The sequence below is a fragment of the Rothia sp. L_38 genome (assembly GCF_050689125.1).
In the GTDB taxonomy this organism is placed as follows: domain Bacteria; phylum Actinomycetota; class Actinomycetes; order Actinomycetales; family Micrococcaceae; genus Rothia.
The window spans coordinates 248,591-265,606 of record NZ_JBOEQD010000001.1; the positions used below are offsets into that span (position 1 = coordinate 248,591).

General features: G+C 59.8%; 12 protein-coding genes and 1 tRNA gene. 10 read left to right on the forward strand and 3 right to left on the reverse strand.

Translation table 11 applies throughout. The annotated features are described in order from the left end of the window. Positions 1-5 precede the first annotated feature (5 nt). Entirely contained in the window at positions 6-3,686 is a 3,681-nt protein-coding gene (locus tag ACRCJM_RS01105) for a UvrD-helicase domain-containing protein (protein ID WP_431463466.1), read from the forward strand. On the opposite strand, the gene ACRCJM_RS01110 is transcribed toward ACRCJM_RS01105, so the two are convergent. Beyond that, positions 3,675-4,625 carry a phosphotransferase gene (locus tag ACRCJM_RS01110; RefSeq protein WP_431463467.1) on the reverse strand — a complete coding sequence of 317 codons (951 nt, stop codon included), beginning with the start codon at positions 4,623-4,625 and terminating at the stop codon, positions 3,675-3,677. The two genes, ACRCJM_RS01105 and ACRCJM_RS01110, sit on opposite strands and share 12 nt — an antisense overlap. A gap of 53 nt (positions 4,626-4,678) precedes the next feature. On the opposite strand from ACRCJM_RS01110, the gene nudC reads away from it, so the two are divergent. From nudC to ACRCJM_RS01125, 3 genes are all read left to right on the forward strand, one after another. After that, complete coding sequence (gene nudC, locus ACRCJM_RS01115) at positions 4,679-5,896, forward strand: NAD(+) diphosphatase (RefSeq protein ID WP_431463468.1); 1,218 nt, start codon at positions 4,679-4,681, stop codon at positions 5,894-5,896. Positions 5,897-5,957: 61 nt separating this feature from the next. Beyond that, positions 5,958-7,784 (forward strand): ATP-dependent helicase, encoded by a 1,827-nt coding sequence (locus ACRCJM_RS01120; protein ID WP_431463469.1) that lies wholly within the window; start codon positions 5,958-5,960, stop codon positions 7,782-7,784. Next, the gene (locus ACRCJM_RS01125) at positions 7,784-8,356 is read left to right on the forward strand and encodes a M48 metallopeptidase family protein (protein WP_431463470.1); all 573 of its coding nucleotides are present in this window, start codon (positions 7,784-7,786) and stop codon (positions 8,354-8,356) included. Before ACRCJM_RS01120 ends, ACRCJM_RS01125 begins: the two co-directional genes overlap by 1 nt. Positions 8,357-8,399: 43 nt before the next feature. Here ACRCJM_RS01125 and ACRCJM_RS01130 read toward each other — a convergent pair whose 3' ends face one another. Further along, positions 8,400-9,788 (reverse strand): zinc-dependent metalloprotease, encoded by a 1,389-nt coding sequence (locus ACRCJM_RS01130; protein WP_431463471.1) that lies wholly within the window; start codon positions 9,786-9,788, stop codon positions 8,400-8,402. A gap of 161 nt (positions 9,789-9,949) precedes the next feature. On the opposite strand from ACRCJM_RS01130, the gene ACRCJM_RS01135 reads away from it, so the two are divergent. The 3 genes from ACRCJM_RS01135 to ACRCJM_RS01145 all read left to right on the forward strand — a co-directional run bounded on the left by ACRCJM_RS01135 (position 9,950) and on the right by ACRCJM_RS01145 (position 14,462). Next, positions 9,950-11,035, forward strand: a complete 1,086-nt coding sequence (locus ACRCJM_RS01135; RefSeq protein WP_431463472.1) for a YlbL family protein — start codon at positions 9,950-9,952, stop codon at positions 11,033-11,035. 168 nt (positions 11,036-11,203) lie between these two features. Continuing rightward, positions 11,204-14,239, forward strand: a complete 3,036-nt coding sequence (locus ACRCJM_RS01140; RefSeq protein WP_431463473.1) for a UPF0182 family membrane protein — start codon at positions 11,204-11,206, stop codon at positions 14,237-14,239. A gap of 146 nt (positions 14,240-14,385) precedes the next feature. Further along, a tRNA-Met gene (locus ACRCJM_RS01145) sits at positions 14,386-14,462 on the forward strand. Here ACRCJM_RS01145 and ACRCJM_RS01150 read toward each other — a convergent pair. Next, a complete protein-coding gene (locus ACRCJM_RS01150) occupies positions 14,419-14,793 on the reverse strand; it encodes a helix-turn-helix domain-containing protein (protein ID WP_431463506.1) in 375 nt (124 codons plus the stop codon). The genes ACRCJM_RS01145 and ACRCJM_RS01150 overlap by 44 nt on opposite strands. A gap of 113 nt (positions 14,794-14,906) precedes the next feature. Between ACRCJM_RS01150 and ACRCJM_RS01155 the strand changes: the two genes are divergently transcribed. The 3 genes from ACRCJM_RS01155 to ACRCJM_RS01165 all read left to right on the forward strand — a co-directional run bounded on the left by ACRCJM_RS01155 (position 14,907) and on the right by ACRCJM_RS01165 (position 16,421). Beyond that, complete coding sequence (locus ACRCJM_RS01155; RefSeq protein WP_431463474.1) at positions 14,907-15,137, forward strand: helix-turn-helix transcriptional regulator; 231 nt, start codon at positions 14,907-14,909, stop codon at positions 15,135-15,137. 510 nt (positions 15,138-15,647) lie between these two features. Further along, on the forward strand, positions 15,648-15,845 hold the full coding sequence (locus ACRCJM_RS01160) for a hypothetical protein (RefSeq protein ID WP_431463475.1): 198 nt from the start codon (positions 15,648-15,650) through the stop codon (positions 15,843-15,845). Between the two features lie 213 nt (positions 15,846-16,058). Further along, complete coding sequence (locus tag ACRCJM_RS01165) at positions 16,059-16,421, forward strand: MarR family transcriptional regulator (protein WP_431463476.1); 363 nt, start codon at positions 16,059-16,061, stop codon at positions 16,419-16,421. Positions 16,422-17,016 lie beyond the last annotated feature (595 nt).

Here is a 17,016-nt window from a genome sequence, read left to right on the forward strand (position 1 = left end):
GAATCATGACTGAACAGAAGCCAGCAGAAACCTTTCGCAGCCCCGAAGATATTGCAAAAGCCCTGGGCCGCCCCCTGCCCACAGCGGAGCAGTCTGCCATTATCAGCTCCCCGCTAGTACCCCGCTTGGTCGTAGCGGGAGCAGGGTCAGGTAAGACCGCCACCATGGTGGACCGAGTGGTGTGGCTGGTTGCAAACGGGCTTGTGCGCGCCGACCAGGTACTGGGGGTCACCTTCACCCGCAAGGCCGCCGGTGAACTGCGGGAGCGTATGCGCTCCCGCCTTGAAGAGCTCCGCCGCCAGGGGCTCGTGCGAGAAAACCCTGATCAGGGCGCGGACGGAGTTACGAGCGACCCCACCATCTCCACCTACCACTCCTACGCTAATACGCTGGTGCAGCAGTACGGGCTACGCATCGGCGTAGAAGACGACGCCCAAATGCTGGGTGGCGCTCAAACCTGGCAGCTGGTTGCCCAAATTGTGGAGCACTATGAGGGTAAGCTGCCTGAAAAAGACGTCGCTAAATCAACCATGGTGGAAGCCATCATCAAACTCTCGTCCGAGTGCGCTGAACACCTGGTAAGCCCCGATGCCGTGATCGACTGGTGCACAGAAACTCTGAAACAGGTAGAGCCCCTGGGCAAGCCCACGGTCAAGGGAGCTACCACCGAACAGCGGGCCCTGGTACAGGGGCTACAGTTGCGCATTTTTTACGCTGAGCTGGTCAAACGCTATTCATCCATCAAAGAACAGATGCAGGTGATGGACTACGGCGACCTCATCGCCAAGGCTGCCCATATCGCGAAGACCGTACCCCAGGCTGCGCAGACAGAACGGGAACGCTTTAGGGTGGTGCTGCTGGACGAATTCCAAGATACCTCCCATGCCCAGATGCAGCTCTTCTCCGATCTGTTTGGGGCAAAAGCAGATGCCCCTGCCCACCCCGTGATGGCGGTGGGCGACCCCAAGCAGTCTATCTACGGCTTCCGCGGAGCTTCTGACGGCCAGCTCTTTAGCTTCTACGACTACTTCCCGGCAGAAGACCGTACCGCCAGCTACCTCACTGTGGCCTGGCGAAACGACACTTCTATCTTGGCGGCTGCTAACCGGGTAGCTGAGCCCCTGAGCGTAAGCCCCGACTGGGTTCAACGAACCCACACCATCGAGGTGCCGCCCCTGGTCGCGCGCCCCAACCCCACTGCGGGGCGGGTGCTGGTAGGGGAGTACCTTACCGACCTGCAAGAAGCCCGTGCCCTTGGCCAGATGATTGCTGAGCAACGCTCTAGCTTTGCTGGCCGCCCGCTCTCCGACATGCCGACCATGGCCGTCCTCTGCAAAAAGCGAGCCATGATGGAACCCCTGCAAGAAGCCTTCGACGAGTTGGGCGTCCCCTACCAGGTAGTAGGCCTGGGCGGTCTACTCGATACCCCCGAAATCGTAGATCTGGTGTCGGTGCTCCGAGTGCTGAGCGACCCCGGCCGTTCAGATGCGCTCATGCGCATACTGGCGGGCGCCCGCTGGCGGCTCGGCTTATCTGACCTGCTAGCCTTTGGCGAATGGGCAGAAGCCCTCAAACGCCAGCGAGAACTTGAAATCAGGTTTGGCATTACAGCCCAGGCCGCTGCCCTGCGCACCGAACAGGAAATCCTCGACGAGGTTGAGGGCCTGAGCGAAGCCGCTGAACGCGGCGCCACCAGCGCGAGAGACCTGAAGGACGCTGGTGAGCAGGTGCCGGCGTCCGCTGAAGACTACCGGCGCCTGCTCCAGGCTGCCGCCCCCGACGTCACCGATGGAGCCTCCCTGATTGAGGCACTCGAAAACCTGCCGCAGGAGGGCTGGGTCTCAGCCCGCAGCGGCCGGCCCATCAGCGCCGAAGGCTTGAAACGACTTCAGGCTGTATCGAGAGAATTGACCTACCTGCGCCAGTTCACCTCCGATGACCTCACCACCCTCATCAGCGAAATCGAGCGCACCCTCCTGCTCGATACCGAGCTAGCTGCCCGCCCGGGGGCATACGCAACATCGGCTCGCAGGCACCTTGACGCCTTCTACGACGTGGCCGCTACCTACGAGTCCACAGCCCCCCGCGTGAACGCCCTGCTCCTGGCCGCTGCTAACGGCCAGCCCCTGGAAGAGGAGGAGGACGGCGTCCGTTTTGCCCTCAGCGCCACCGGCGCCTCGGCATCGGGGATTAGCGGCTTCTTAGCCTGGCTCGATGCGGCAGCCCAGCAGGAAGCCGGGCTCGAAATGGCAGCAGAGGCCCCCCGCCACGACGCGGTGCAGATTCTTACCGTGCACGCTTCAAAGGGGCTGGAGTGGGACCAGGTATATATTCCGGGCATGGCTGCCGGGGACTTCCCCGATGCTAAGGACGAGCGCTGGACCAAGCAGTCGGACACCCTGCCCTGGCCCCTGCGCGGGGACGCCGCCTACCTACCCAGCTGGCGGTCAGACTTTGATCACTTGCAGGATCTCGGTGATTTCATGGCCCAGCTCTCGGAGCAGGCGGTAGAACACCGTACCCTGGAAGAGCGCCGTCTGGCCTACGTGGGGTATACCCGTGCCCGATCCCTGCTCGTTCTGACTACCTCGGCCTGGAAAGGAACCACGGCTAAGCCCCGCCTCATGTCTGATTTCGTCGCCGAGTTACTCGATGCCCGGGTTGAGTTAGCTGAAATTCTGAGCGAGCTTGACCCTGACCAGGTAGGCGTCGTCAACCCCCAGTCAGCCACGATTACCACCGCCCTCTGGCCCTTCGACCCCTTCGATGGGCCCCACCAGATGACCTGGACCTCCCTTCAGGAACTCGAAGCAGCAGGCCCTGCACCTGGCCCAAACGAGAGCAAACAGGGCAACCTAACAGGGCTCAGCCCCCGCCAGGTAGTCGAGCGTGCGGCCCAGAACGTGCTGCGCGGAGGGCTTGAGGCAGATGCGCTGGCTGAAGCTCTCGCTGCCCTCCCCGACCCCACACCGGAGCAGAGCCAAGAGGCACGAGACGCTATCGAAGACTGGCAGGAAGAAACCGACCTGCTCCTGAGCCTGCTAGCCGCACCCGCGGAAAACAGCTCCTTCGAGCTACCCGGCCATCTGTCAGCCTCCCTGCTCGTCAACCTGGTTAAAGACCCGCAGGCCGTCATCGACAACATGCGACGCCCCATGCCCCAAAAGCCGGGCATCGCGGCCCGCCAGGGAACCATCTTCCACAGCTGGGTTGAAGACCACTTCGGCACCAGCGGCATGCTCGATATGGACGAAGATTTCGATGACGACAGCACCGAAGAAGAGCTCAATATTCCGGCCCTGCGAGAGAACTTCCTCGCCAGCGACTGGGCAAGCCGTGAACCCTGGGCCCTGGAATACCCGCTGGAAACACCGCTTGCCGGAGTAACGGTACGCGGCCGTATCGACGCTATCTTTACCCGGACGGACGGCGACGGCTCGACCGTCTGGCAGCTGGTGGACTGGAAGACGGGGCAGCCGCCGCGCACCAAGAAGGAGCTCAAAGAACGGTCGGTGCAGCTCTCCCTCTACCGCCTGGGCTTTGCCCGTCTACAGGGGGTACCCGAAGAAAACGTAGAAGCCCATTTCTTCTACGCTTCAACCGGCAAAAGTATCGAAGTGACCAACTTCTCCACCCGGGCAGAGCTGGAGAAGGCCCTGGAACGGGCCGCTCAGTTAGCCGGCTAGGGCTCCAACGGCCCGCAGCTCAGCTTCGAGGTGGTCGAGCATAGAAACAGCCTCAGAAATCATGACCCGGTCTTCTAGCTCGACCCCGCGAATCAGCCACTGGGCCAGACCGAACTCCGCGTAGAGGTTAGCTCGAGCTTCGAGGTTACGGTCGGGCTCCTGGGGCATCTCTTCACGGTAGGCCGCAAAGACCCTCTCCCTGAAGAGGGGGTCTTCGCAGGCGTACAGCCAGGCGAAGTCAGCAGCGGGATCACCGACGCAGACCTCTGACCAGCCGGTGATCTCAACGATTTTCTTCTGATCAAGCACCAGGTTGTCTTCGTTGAGGTCCCCATGAATGACGCGGGGGCGGAAGTCCCACATCACTGAATCGTTGAGCTGCTCTTCCCAGCGGGTGAGCAGCCCAGAGGGTACCTTGCCGGTAGCGACAGCTAGGTCAAGCTCGGCCAGGCGGCGCTCGCGGACCTGCTGGCCGGTGTAAACCGGTAGGTCGGCGTCCTCAACGATGGTGGTGGGGAAAACGTGAATGGTAGCGATGTAGCGGGCAATGTCGTCCGCAATATTGGGCTGGCCCTCGCGGGTTCGGTGGGAGAGGTCCGCTAAATCGTCGATATCGTAGTGGGACCCGGGGTTGTGGGTGTAGATGAAGGCCTGCCGCCCGTCGAGGGGAACGGTACCCACGATGGTGGGTACGAGGAAGGGCAGGCGGGCTCGGAGCCCCGGTGTAAAGGACTGGAGGATGACGTGTTCCGCTTCGAGGCGCACGCTCGCTTCGGGGTGCTTGGGGGCACGGACGCGCCAGCGCTTGTCGGCTGAGTCAATGATGATGGCTGAGTCGAAGTCGAGGGTGTCGTCGGCTGAGGGCAGGGCGGCTACGGGGTAGAGCCCGGGGACCCCAGCTGATACGATGGCGGCAAGTTGAAGCGGTGTTGAAGTCACACTTTTAAGGGTACAAGAGAAGTTGGAACGAACCCGATATGAATGCTGAAAATATGACTAATCTGTCGGTATCCAGTTCGCAGGACGATACGGACGCCGCGCCCGGCACAAGCGGGCAGGGCTGGTTTTCACCCCTGGGGTGGTTACCGCTGACCACTGACCGGGTGCGAACAAGCGGTGCCGTGCGGGAGCGTCCGGGGTTCTTCGCGTACCTGGGGCAGGCCCTGACGGACAGGCAAGACACCACAGATAGAACACCCAGCGACCTTTACCCCTGGCTCCTTAGCCCCGCCCTGCTTGCAGTTGACCGGGGCAAGGTGCTGGTTCACAAAATTGATCAGGGGCTAGAACCGCTGGACCTAGCGCAGGTTTTTGATCTTCACACTGAAGCTGTACTCGACTACACGTCCCGCGACCGTCACCAGCACCCAACCCTCATCTTCGCGGGAAGCCGGGTAGCGGCGTCCGCACCGAGCCAGATAGGGGAGCCAAACGAACAGCCCGTGCTCGTAATCCTGGCTGACTTCGCCCGCTTCTTAGACCTGGGAGAATCACCCCTGAACCTCCAGGGCTTTGAAAACCAGGAGCAAACCCTCGCTGAGGTGGTAGCAGCCCGTTCGGGTGGCGAGTGGGTGAGCATACGCGACTACGCTGCCTACGCCTATGAGGGGCAGGGGGCAGCCTTCGCCTGGAGCGAGGTGCTGGCGGCTGCGGCGTCCTTGAGTGCCTGGCACGCATCCTCTGGGTTTGATGCGCGGACGGGCGCCCCCACCTTTGCTACCCGCGGCGGCTGGGTGCGGGTCACCGAAGATGGGAGAGAGCTTTTCCCCCGCACAGACCCCGCCGTTATCACAGCCGTTACCGCTGAGTTCGGGGGTGAGAGCAAAATCCTGCTGGGGCAGGCGCGGGCCTGGGGAAAAGGGCGCTTTTCTACCTTCGCCGGGTTTGTTGAGGGCGGCGAAGCCCTCGAAACCGCTGTCCTGCGCGAGGTCTACGAGGAATGCGGCGGGCTGGTTGTTTCGCTGAAGTATCTGGGGTCGCAACCCTGGCCCTTCCCCAGGTCGCTGATGTGCGGCTATCTTGCTGAAATCTCAAACCCCGACCAGGTTGAAGCCGACGGGGCTGAGATTGAGGAAATTCGCTGGTTCAGTCGATCAGAGCTCCTCGATGCCCACCGGTCAGGCACTGTGCAGCTACCCGGGCCGAGCTCTATTTCCCGCCGCCTGATTGAGTTCTGGCTGGGGCAGCCCCTGGGACCTGCTGGGCGGTAGACTAGATAGCTGGCGTGGCCGCTACCGGCCACAAGGACTGCGAGGGTAGGGGAGAAGCACCATGATTCACGATAAGCTCAGGGCCCAGCCCATTACCCTGTCTGCCCCCAACCCCGAGACTATCCTTGAGGGGCTTGACCCCGAACAGCGCCGGGTGGCTACCGAATTGGCTGGGCCCATGTGCGTGATGGCGGGTGCCGGTACCGGCAAGACCCGGGCCATCACCCACCGCATCGCCTACGGTATCGCCATCGGCCGCTACAACCCGCGGGCTGTCCTGGCTCTCACCTTTACCAACCGGGCAGCCGAAGAGATGAAAGTGCGCCTGCGCCAACTGGGTGCAGCCGGGGTCGTAGCCCGTACCTTCCACTCAGCAGCCCTCGCCCAGCTACGCTATTTCTGGCCCCAGGCCATCGGTGGAGCCCTGCCCGAGATTATCAAGAACAAGTCCCAGTTCATCATCGAATCAGCTCGCCGCCTAGGGCTGGCTACCGACCGGGCCATCGTGCGCGACCTCGCCAGTGAAATCGAGTGGGCTAAGGTCTCTATGCTCACGGCCGACTCCCTCATGCCCCACCTGGCCCACCGGGAGCTGCCGGCAGATATCAGCCCCATCGACATGGTGCGCCTGCTGCGCACCTACGAGGAGCTTAAGGACGAGCGCAACGTCATCGACTTTGAAGATATCCTGCTGCTGACCGTCGCCATCATCGAGGAAAACCCCGATATTGCAGCCCAGATTCACCAGCAGTACCGCCACTTTGTGGTCGATGAGTACCAGGACGTCTCCCCCCTACAACAGCGCCTACTGGACGCCTGGCTGGGGCGCCGCGACGACCTGTGCGTGGTAGGCGACGCCTCCCAGACCATCTACTCTTTCGCCGGCGCAACCAGCCGCCACCTGCTTGAATTCCGTACCCGCTTTGAGGGCGCCACCGTGGTCAAGCTGGTGCGTGACTACCGCTCCACTCCGCAGGTGGTCGACCTAGCCAACCGCCTGCTAGCTGCCCGCCGTCAGATGCCCGACTCCACCCGCTACTCCTGGGCCCCGCCCCTACAACTGGTCTCCCAGAGGGAGCCCGGGGCTAAACCCGAGTGGTTCGAATACGCAGATGACGAGCAAGAAGCCATGGGAATCGCGGAGGACATCAAAGACCTCATCGACAAGGAAGGCGTCCCGGCTGCCGACATTGCCGTTCTCTACCGCACCAACTCCCAGTCAGCTGCCCTGGAACAGGCCCTGACCGACGCCGGAATCAACTACCAACTTCGCGGGGCAGAACAGTTCTTTGACCGCCCCGAAGTCCGCGCCGCTATCAGCATGCTCCAGGGGGCAGCCAAGGGAGCTGAACCCACCGACAGCGTCACCCAGCTTGTGAGAGATAACCTCAAAAACCTGGGGTGGTCAGCTAAGGCTCCCCAGCGTTCCGGTCAGGAGCGAGCCCGCTGGGAGTCCCTTGAAACTCTTGTGTCCCTTGCCGACCGCCTAGCCGACGAGCGCAGGCAAGCGCGGGAGCGGGCGTCCGCTAACGGCGCCACCGACCTACCCCCGGAGTTCACCCTCTACGAGCTGGTCGCCGTGCTCATCCAGCGCTCCCAGCACCGCGATGCCCCCTCCCTCAACGGTGTTACCCTCGCTTCCCTGCACGCAGCCAAGGGCCTGGAGTGGGAGGCAGTCTTCCTCTGCGGCCTCAACGAGGGCCTTATGCCCATCTCCTTCGCCCAGAGTAGCGACGAGGTCGACGAAGAACGCCGTCTCTTCTACGTCGGTATCACCCGCGCCCGCTCCTACCTGACCTTGAGCTGGTCGCGCTCGCGCACCCCCGGCGGAAGGGCTGGGCGCAAACGCTCCCGCTTTATCAACGACATTGCTCCCAAGGGGGTTTAGTGGCTATTTCGCGTGAGATTCTGCCGGCAACGGCGTCCCGCCCCGAGATTGAGGTGGTGCGCTCTACCCGCCGCACCCGCACGGTGCAGCTAGCTCCACCGAACCAGAGCGGACGCCTGCGCCTGATGGTTCCTGCTGCCACTACAGCTGAGGAGGTCGAGAGCTATCTTGTCCGTCTGCTTCCCAAGATTGAGGCCCGCCGGGCCCGTAAGGACGCCGGTGCCCAGCGGGGTGCCCTCGATGAGTTTTTGCGGGAGCGGGCAGACTATCTGCGTGCTACCTACCTGCCCGAGGCCCCAGAGCCGGTGTCGATTCGCTGGGTCACCAACCAGAAACAGCGCTGGGCTTCTGCCACGGCAGCCGAGCGCACTATCCGCATCTCGCATACACTTCAGGGCGCACCGGAATACGCCCTGGATTCAGTAATTTTCCACGAGCTCTGCCATTTCCTTGAACCGAACCATTCACCGGCGTTTAGAGCCCTTGAAGCCCGCTACCCCCACCTTGAGAAAGCTCGGGGTTTCTTGGAAGGCGTCAACTTTGGGCAGAAAAAACAAGCAGAGGATGCCTGAAAGAAGGGGGTCTAGGGAAGATGTTTCCCTAGACCCCTGTCTGCTATTCCTTGTCCTTGCTGTCGGTTCCCTCAGAGGGTTCGTCGTAGCCGCCCGCTAGAAGCTTTTCGAGGGCTGCATCGAATTCGTCCTCGCTGGCGTTGAGCAGGGCCCGGCGGGAGGTGAAACCTGCGGGGTCGTCCAGGTCTTCGCCGGTGGGTAGAGTTTCGGGGCCTTCCCAGAGCTGATCGCGGGCTTCGAAGCCGTGGTTCTCTTCATAATGACGCCAGAAGGCGAGAGCTTCGCGCATTTTGCGGGGGCGAAGCTCAAGGCCAACCAGCTGCGAGAAGGCATGTTCGGCGGGGCCGCCGGTGGCTCGGCGGCGGGCCATAGTCTCAGCTAGCTGCGGGGCCATGGGCAGGTTTTTAGTTGCTTGTTCGGTAATGAGGCTGACCCAGCCTTCGATCAGTGCCAGTAGAGTTTCGAGGCGATCTAGAGCCAGCTGCTGGTCTTCCGTCAGCTGGGGCTTGAACATGTCGCCGGCGAAAGCGTCCATCATGGCCTCGGGGTTTGATGGGTCAAAGTCAATGTCGTTTGCGGCCTGCTGCATGCGTTCAATATCGACGCGGATACCGCGGGAGAAGCGTGTGATGAGGTCGATGATATCTTCACGCAGCCAGGGGTTGGTTTTGTGCAGGCGAATCAGGGCCGCTTCGCGCACGGCAAGGTAGAGCATGACCTCTTGGGCCGGGATTTCTAGGCCTTCGCCAAAGGCCGCAACACCGGCAGGTAGCAGGGCTGAGCGCCCCTGGGCCAGCGGGATACCAATGTCGGTGGACGAGACGACCTCTTCGGCCAGTTTGCCGATAGCCTGCCCCATCTGCATACCGAACATCATGCCGCCAAGACCGGCAAAGAGATTGCCGCCGCCGAGCATGCCGGCCATTTCTTCGGGCATCTGCTGCTGGATAGAGGAGGTCATGGCTGATGAGACTTCTTCGGCAACGGGGCCGGCGATGTCTTTCCAGGTGGCAAAGGAGTTCTCAACCCACTCGGCTTTGGCCCAGGCTTCAACACCGAAGGCAGGACGCTCGAAGATGGTCACGGGGTCAAGCCAGAGATCTGCCAGGGCAGCGGCATCACGGACTGCGCCTGTCTGGGATGAAGTCACCGAGGGGTCTTCGCCCATGGCCAGTACCTGGCGGGCGTGCTGCTTGGCCATGTCCCAGTTGACGGGGTCGTCGCTAGACTGGGCGCTCATCATGGAATTGACCTGGGCGAAGATGCCCGAGAGCATGGCCGGGTCGAGGGGGATACCCATGTTTTTGAGGGCATCGGCGTCGAAGCCCGTGGCCCCGTTCATGGCTGACGGATCAAACCCCTGCTCCTGTAGCTTCTTGAGGAACTCTTCAAGGGGGTCACGGCCAGCTGAGTCGTAGGGGTTGTTGGTCACGTTCTGCCTCGTTTCAATAGGGGGCTGCGGCGCCCGCCGCTACTGTTTCTCACTAGCCTACCGACCTCGTCGCGTACCCCGGGATGCTTTTAGCCCTGAGCCAAGTGGGAATTTACTGGGGAGTGGGCTGGGCTGGGCGATTTTGCTAGTAGGCTAGTCCTATGGTTTTTTCGAAGAGGGACAAAGCAGGTGCCCGCCCCCGTGAACGTCGGGCTGATTTGCGCACGGTGAGCGCGGTGGGGGCCCTAGGCCTGTCGATGTTTTCGCTGGTAATCCCGGTTGATTTCGTGACCGAATCACCCGGCCCTACCTTCAACACCATCGGTGAGTTCGATAGTAAGCCGCTCATTGAGATTGAGGGCGCCCAGACCTACCCGGTAACCGGCAACCTCGATATGACCACGGTATCGGTTGCAGGCGGACCCAACACTTCTCTCTTTGCGGTTGGAGCGCTGGCAACCTGGCTGGAAGACTCTACCGCGGTACTGCCCAGCGATTTGATCTATGCTCCTTCAGTGACCAGTGAACAGGTCAGTGCGCAGAATAGTGCCGATATGACCAACTCCCAGGAGGTAGCTCAGGCGGCTGCCCTCACCCAGTTGGGCATCGACTATACCGAGATTTTAACGGTGTCAGGTGCCGTTGAGGGTGGCCCCAGCCAGGGCATCCTCCAGGAGGGCGATGTGGTTACCGATCTCAACGGTGAGCCGCTGGCAAGCTACACCGACCTGACCGAGCGGGTGAACGCGTCCGCCGGGCAGCCCGTTACCCTCACCGTGACCCGCGACGGCAATGAACAGGACGTCACCGTCACCCCCTCCTACAACGAGCAGGGGCAGCGCTATGTACTGGGCCTGTATATCGCCCGGTCTTTTGAGTTCCCCATGACCGTCAACTACGGCCTAGAAGAAGTGGGCGGCCCGTCGGCAGGCATGATGTTTGCCCTGGGTATTATCGATGAGCTGACCGAGGGTGAGATGACCGGCGGTATTCACTTTGCTGGAACCGGCACCATCGACGCGGACGGAACCGTGGGCAGCATCGGCGGCATTGAACAAAAGATGCGGGGAGCTGCGGACGCCGGTGCTACGGTTTTCTTGGCCCCGGCAGATAACTGCGATGAAGTTGTCGGTAACGTGCCTCGGCGCTTGAACGTCATCAAGGTATCAACTTTGGATGAGGCGGTAGATGCGGTCACCCGCATAGGCCAGGGTGAAGACCCCGCAACCTTCCCCACCTGTTCCTAAGGGGCGGGGCTGGTCACCCCAGAGCTGAAATGCTAAGCCTACTCTCGAAACTCACAGCTTTCTTTGGCAAAATAGTGTCTTATATGTAGCGTCGCCCACTGCGCGGCGTCATCCACCACACAGGCCGCACCTTTTGCGGCAGACACGAAACACAACTGAAGGATACCCGTGAGTACCGGAAGCACCCCTCCCCGTTCATCATCACGCGCTCCTCAACGTAGAAACCGGCCGCTGACCGTGACCGTGGCAATCATTGCCGCCCTGGTCGTAGCCTTTGTTTTTGCAACCCAGGTGTACACCGACGTCCTCTGGTATGACCAGCTGGGCTACCTCAAGGTTTTCATCACCCAAAACCTGACCCGCGGTGCCGTCTTCCTGGTTGCAACTCTCGTTGTAGGTATTGCCGTGTGGGCCAGCCTCTTTTACGCCTATAAGCATGGTCAGCTGCAAACACCCAGCCCCCGCCGTCCTTCCGGCCCTCGAGTGGATGCCAACGGCAACCCTGTACCCGACCCCTACGGCGATATGCAGGACCTCTTTAACCAGAACATGGAGCGCTACCGCCAGGGTATTGAGCGTATGCGTAAGGTTCTGCTGATAGCAGTGCCGGTACTCCTGGGCGCCTTCGTTGGCAGTGGGGCTATGACCCAGTGGGAGACTGTCCTGCTCTTCTTCCAGGGTGAAAGCTTTGGTACCACAGACCCCGAGTTCGGTCGCGACCTGGGCTACTTCATGTTTACCCTGCCCTTCCTCAATGTGGTGACCGGCCTGCTGAGCACCGCCATTATCTTCTCAGCGATGGCAGCTTTGGTCATGCACTACTTCTACGGCGGCATCGTAGTGGGGGAGCGCGGTATTACTACCACCGTGCACTTCCGCCGCCACATCGCAGTGCTCGGTGCCCTCTTCGTTCTGCTGCGCGGCATTACCCTGTGGTTGGCCCGCTACAACGCAACCCAGGACCAGTCCGGTTCCTGGGCCGGTGCCATGTACAGCGACGTCAACGCGATCATCCCGGTGAATGCGATTCTGGCAATCGCCTCCCTGCTGGTCGCTGCCCTCTTCGTTCTGGCCGCTGTGCGCGGGAACTTCCGTCTGCCCATCATCGGCACCGCCGTGCTAGTGATTGCTTCGCTGGTTGCCGGTGGTATCTACCCCTGGGTTGTACAGCGCTTCCAGGTCGTACCGAACGAACAGGCCGCAGAAGCCCCCTACATCCAGCGCAATATCGACGCTACCCGCGCCGCCTACGGCCTGGACCAGATCGAGGTTCAGAACTACGACGCCACCACCTCAACCGCAGCGGGTGCCCTGCGCGGTGAGAGTGAGACCATCTCTAACATCCGCCTGCTCGACCCCAACGTGGTCTCCGGTGCATTTGCCCAGCTGCAGCAGTTCCGCCCCTACTACCAGTTTGGGCAGAACCTCTCGGTTGACCGCTACACCATCGACGGAACAGAGACCGACACCGTTATCGCCGCCCGCGAGCTGAACCCCGACCAGAATGCCGGGTCTTCCTGGGTTAACCAGCACGTGGTCTACACCCACGGCTACGGCGTCATCGCCGCCTACGGCAACCAGGTTGAAGCCGACGGTAAGCCCAAGTTCATCCAGTCGGGCATTCAGGCAACCGGTGCAATTAGCGGTGACTATGAGCCCCGCATCTACTTCGGCCAGAGTTCACCCGACTACTCCATCGTGGGTGGTACCGCCGAGGACGAACCGCTAGAACTTGACCGCCCCCAGACGGCTGACGACGAAAGCGGCGCGGACGCCAAATACACCTTCAGCGGCAACGGCGGCCCCGTCATCGGTAACGCCTTTAACCGTCTGGCATACGCCATCAAGTTCCAGTCCTCAGACATCCTGCTGTCGGACGCCGTCCGCCCCGAATCCCAGATTCTCTACGACCGCGATCCCTCAGAGCGTGTGAAGAAGGTGGCCCCCTACCTGACCGTAGACGGTAACCCCTACCCGGCCATCATCGATGGCCAGGTACTTTGGATTGTGGACGCCTACACCACCAGCAACCAGTACCCCTACTCGCAGGCAGCCCAGCTTGATAACGCAACCTCGGATTCAGAGACCGCATCCGGCGTCACCCAGGCCCTGCCCAGCCAGCAGGTTAACTACATCCGTAACTCGGTCAAGGCCACTGTAAACGCCTATGACGGCTCGGTTACCCTCTACGCCTGGGACGACCAGGACCCGGTTCTGAAGACCTGGCAGAAGGTCTACCCCGATACGGTGCGCCCCTACAGCGAGATGTCGGCTTCCCTGATTGAGCACGTGCGTTACCCGCAGGATCTTTTCAAGGTTCAGCGAGAGATTCTCAATGCTTACCACGTGACCAACGCAAATAGTCTCTACAACGGGGACGATCGCTGGTCGATTCCCAACGACCCCACTAACGACAGCGGCCGCCCCCTGCCCCCTTACTACATGTCCCTGCAGATGCCGGGTGAAGACTCAGCTCAGTTCTCACTGACCACTAGCTTCATCCCCCAGCAGTCAGACAGCAACACCCGTAACGTCATGTACGGCTTCCTCTCCGCCAACGGTGATGCCGGTACCGGTAAGGACGGCGAAAAGGCTGAAGGCTACGGCAAGCTGACCCTGCTTGAGCTGCCCCGCTCATCGGTGGTTCCCGGCCCCGGCCAGGCTCAGAACGTCTTCAACTCAGATACCGCTGTTTCAACCGAGCTGAACCTGCTGCGCCAGGGTGCCTCCGACGTGATCAACGGTAACCTGCTCACCCTGCCCGTGGGTGGCGGTATTCTCTACGTGCAGCCGGTCTACGTACAGTCGTCCGGTGATGCTGCCTACCCCTCACTGCGCCGAGTCCTCGTGGGCTTTGGCGAGCAGGTCGGTTTTGCACCCACCCTGGAAGAGGCCCTGGATGAACTCTTTAGCGGTTCCTCTGGTGCGGAAACCGCTGCCGATGCCGGTGTCGATGAAACCGAGGCCGCTCAGGCAGCTGACGGTACTGCGACCAGCACTGACAGCGCGAGCCTGACCGGCGCCCTACAAGATGCACGTAAGGCGATGCAGGACGCGGACGCCGCCATGAAGGCTGGTGACTGGGCCGCCTACGGTGAAGCCCAGACCCGCCTGAACGAGGCTCTGCAGCGTGCCATTGATGCTGAAGGTATCGAGGGCACTGCCACCACCGAGGCAAGCCCCAGCCCCTCACCCTCCAACTAGGAGCCAGGCTGTAGCAGTCTTAGGTAGATAAGGACGCCGCCTCCCGCACTCAGCGGGCAGGTGGCGTCCTTTTGTGTAGAGTACATCACAAATGCCAATTTTGGCTTGCGCTGTGTTGATGAAGTGCGTATAGTTATATGAGTCGCCGCGGGGTGGAGCAGTTCGGTAGCTCGCCGGGCTCATAACCCGGAGGCCGCAGGTTCAAATCCTGCCCCCGCAACCATTTGATAAGTCGTCCCGTTCGGAATAAATCCGATCGGGGCGACTTTTTTCTTGCCCTTTTCGTCTTCCATATATTCGGGAGTAGGTACACGAGAGAGTAGAAGTGAGTCGCCCAACAGCTCACTAAGGGAGAGATTTAGAATCCCTGCAATGCTCAGAAGCTCGTTCATTGTAAACGAGACCTCAGCGCGCATTTTGAGAGAGACACTACCAGCGCTAATGCCAAGACGATTAGCGAGCTCCTTCTGGGATAGACCTTCACGGCTTAGGGCTGACTTGATTTCGCGAGTAATAACTTGGTTGACCCCAAGGGGTTTAGCTGATGTATGCATGCTTCTATGCTATACAGATAACTTGACACGGTGCAAGCGAAAACCAACAGAAAGTTTAAGAATCTTATATTTGTCGCTTGAAGAGTTTAAGAATCTTGAATACTCTTTAACGTATGAGTTACAAAGAACAGATTGCACGCAACGTCCGTGCAGAGATGGCACGTCAGGGTCTTACGCAAAGAGAGTTGGCTGCGGTATTGAATGTATCGCGCCAATCTGTCAACTCCCGTCTGACCTGCAAAGTCGAATTCAAGGTCAATGAGCTGAAGCTAATCGCTGACCATCTGGGAATAGACGTTGAAACCTTGTATAAGACATCTGGAGCTCAGGCGGTAGCGGCCTGATGAGCACCCCTAAACAATCACTCAGAACACACCAAATCGTAGCCCGCAACATTCGCATCCAAGCTCGCCACAGGAAACTCAAGTACAAGGACATTGGAGCCATCCTCGGAAAAAGTAGACCCGTGATCCAAAGCAGGATGTCAGGCAGGGTCGAGTTCCGAATCAGCGAACTTGAAACCCTCGCAGCAGTAATGAATCTAGAAGTCATGGACTTCTTCGCTGGAACCTCATATAGAGGCAACAACGCCTGATGGACAAAATTTTTTAAAAAATCTCTGCCACAGCCCGCTGTTTAAGCCCCCAGCCTGCATATACCTACTGACGGGTTAAAACGCTTAAATTTTGAGCCATTCAATGACTGTTTCCAAAGGATCCAAGCTCATGCACCAACACCGCCACAAATACAAGCCTACAAACGCTCCAGGACCCTTGCCTGGCCTCCCGACACTTAAACCACGCCCCATCCAAACACTAGCCACCTACAAAGCAGGCACCGCCAGCAGGGAACTCATGACCCAAATCAAGGCCTACGAAAAACGCGAGAAACTACCGGCACTACGCCCTGGCAAGCACCGCAACACAGCCCGCGTTATCCGCTACACACTCCTGCACGATGAAAAAGAACTAGCGGTCAAGACAATGGCCCACAACATCACCCACGCAGAAATCTGGATAGCACTAGCAGGCCTCAATGGGGGCAAACCATGAGGACACAAAAAAGCAGGCCACCTGCTTCAAAGGAGCAAGTAGCCTGCTCACTGAAATCTGGAGAACCTCAGATGATCTTACCTATCGAAGAAACCAGACTCAGCCACGTAAAACCCTGCACTTCAGAGAGCTAACCCGCTGTGCTGAGGCACAAAGTATCACGCCCATCAATTCTACATGCACAATCACACCGCCTGATAGAAAGCTACACTCATGTCATCCAAGGCCTACGAGTGGTCACTCACACACGAGCTAAAAAGCCCAGCTCAATACCAGCTGCTGCACTTTCTCGGCATCACAGCAGACGATGAGGGCTATTTCTCAGACCGCGAAGGAATCAAAGGCATCGACTTCATCACCTACGTGACCGGTCAGAGCAAATCCACCATCATGAGAAGCCTACGCGAGTTTGAAGAAGCGAACCTGCTGCACCGTGAACGCCGTTACTCCGGCGAATTTGGGCCTCACCCTACTAACACCATCGTCTTGCATCTGGAGAACACCGGAACCAAGCCGCCCTATCTCATGAAACACAAGCAGCAGAATAAAGCCCCGGCACAGAGGCTCAGCCGCTAAGACCTTCACCAGATTCAACAAGTAGAAATCAAGCTACCCATGACACTAGAACACATCACCTGGGCCATGAAGCAAGACATCAAAGGCGCAGAATACAAAGTATTGCTTCAGCTGGCTAACCGTTGCAATCACCACGGCATCTACGACGCTGGTCAAGAAGTCCTCGCTGCAACCACCGGCTACAAAGAACGTGCTGTACGCGAAGCAGTCAAAAAACTCCGTGAACTTGACCTGCTACACACAGAGCGCCAACGCAGTGAATTCGGGCTAGGCAGGGGAGCTGACCTGATCATCTTGCACCCACAGGTAGACACCTATACCCTGCCTGATTACATCGAGTCACCCGAAGAAATCGAGCTCTTGCGGCTTTCAAGAGAGCTCAATGAGACCACTGGCGAGTGGGAAGTCTCCCCTAGCCAGACTCTACCGGCAAAAAATGCCGGTAGAGAGGGTCGGTCTGTGGATAACTTTCAGCAAAATAACGTTTCACCTAGTCAGGCTTTACCGGCAAAAAATGCCGGTAAGGCAAGACTTACCGGCAAAATCCCGTCACCTACCGGCACCACAGTGCCGGTAGGAAACAAGATTCTGCCGG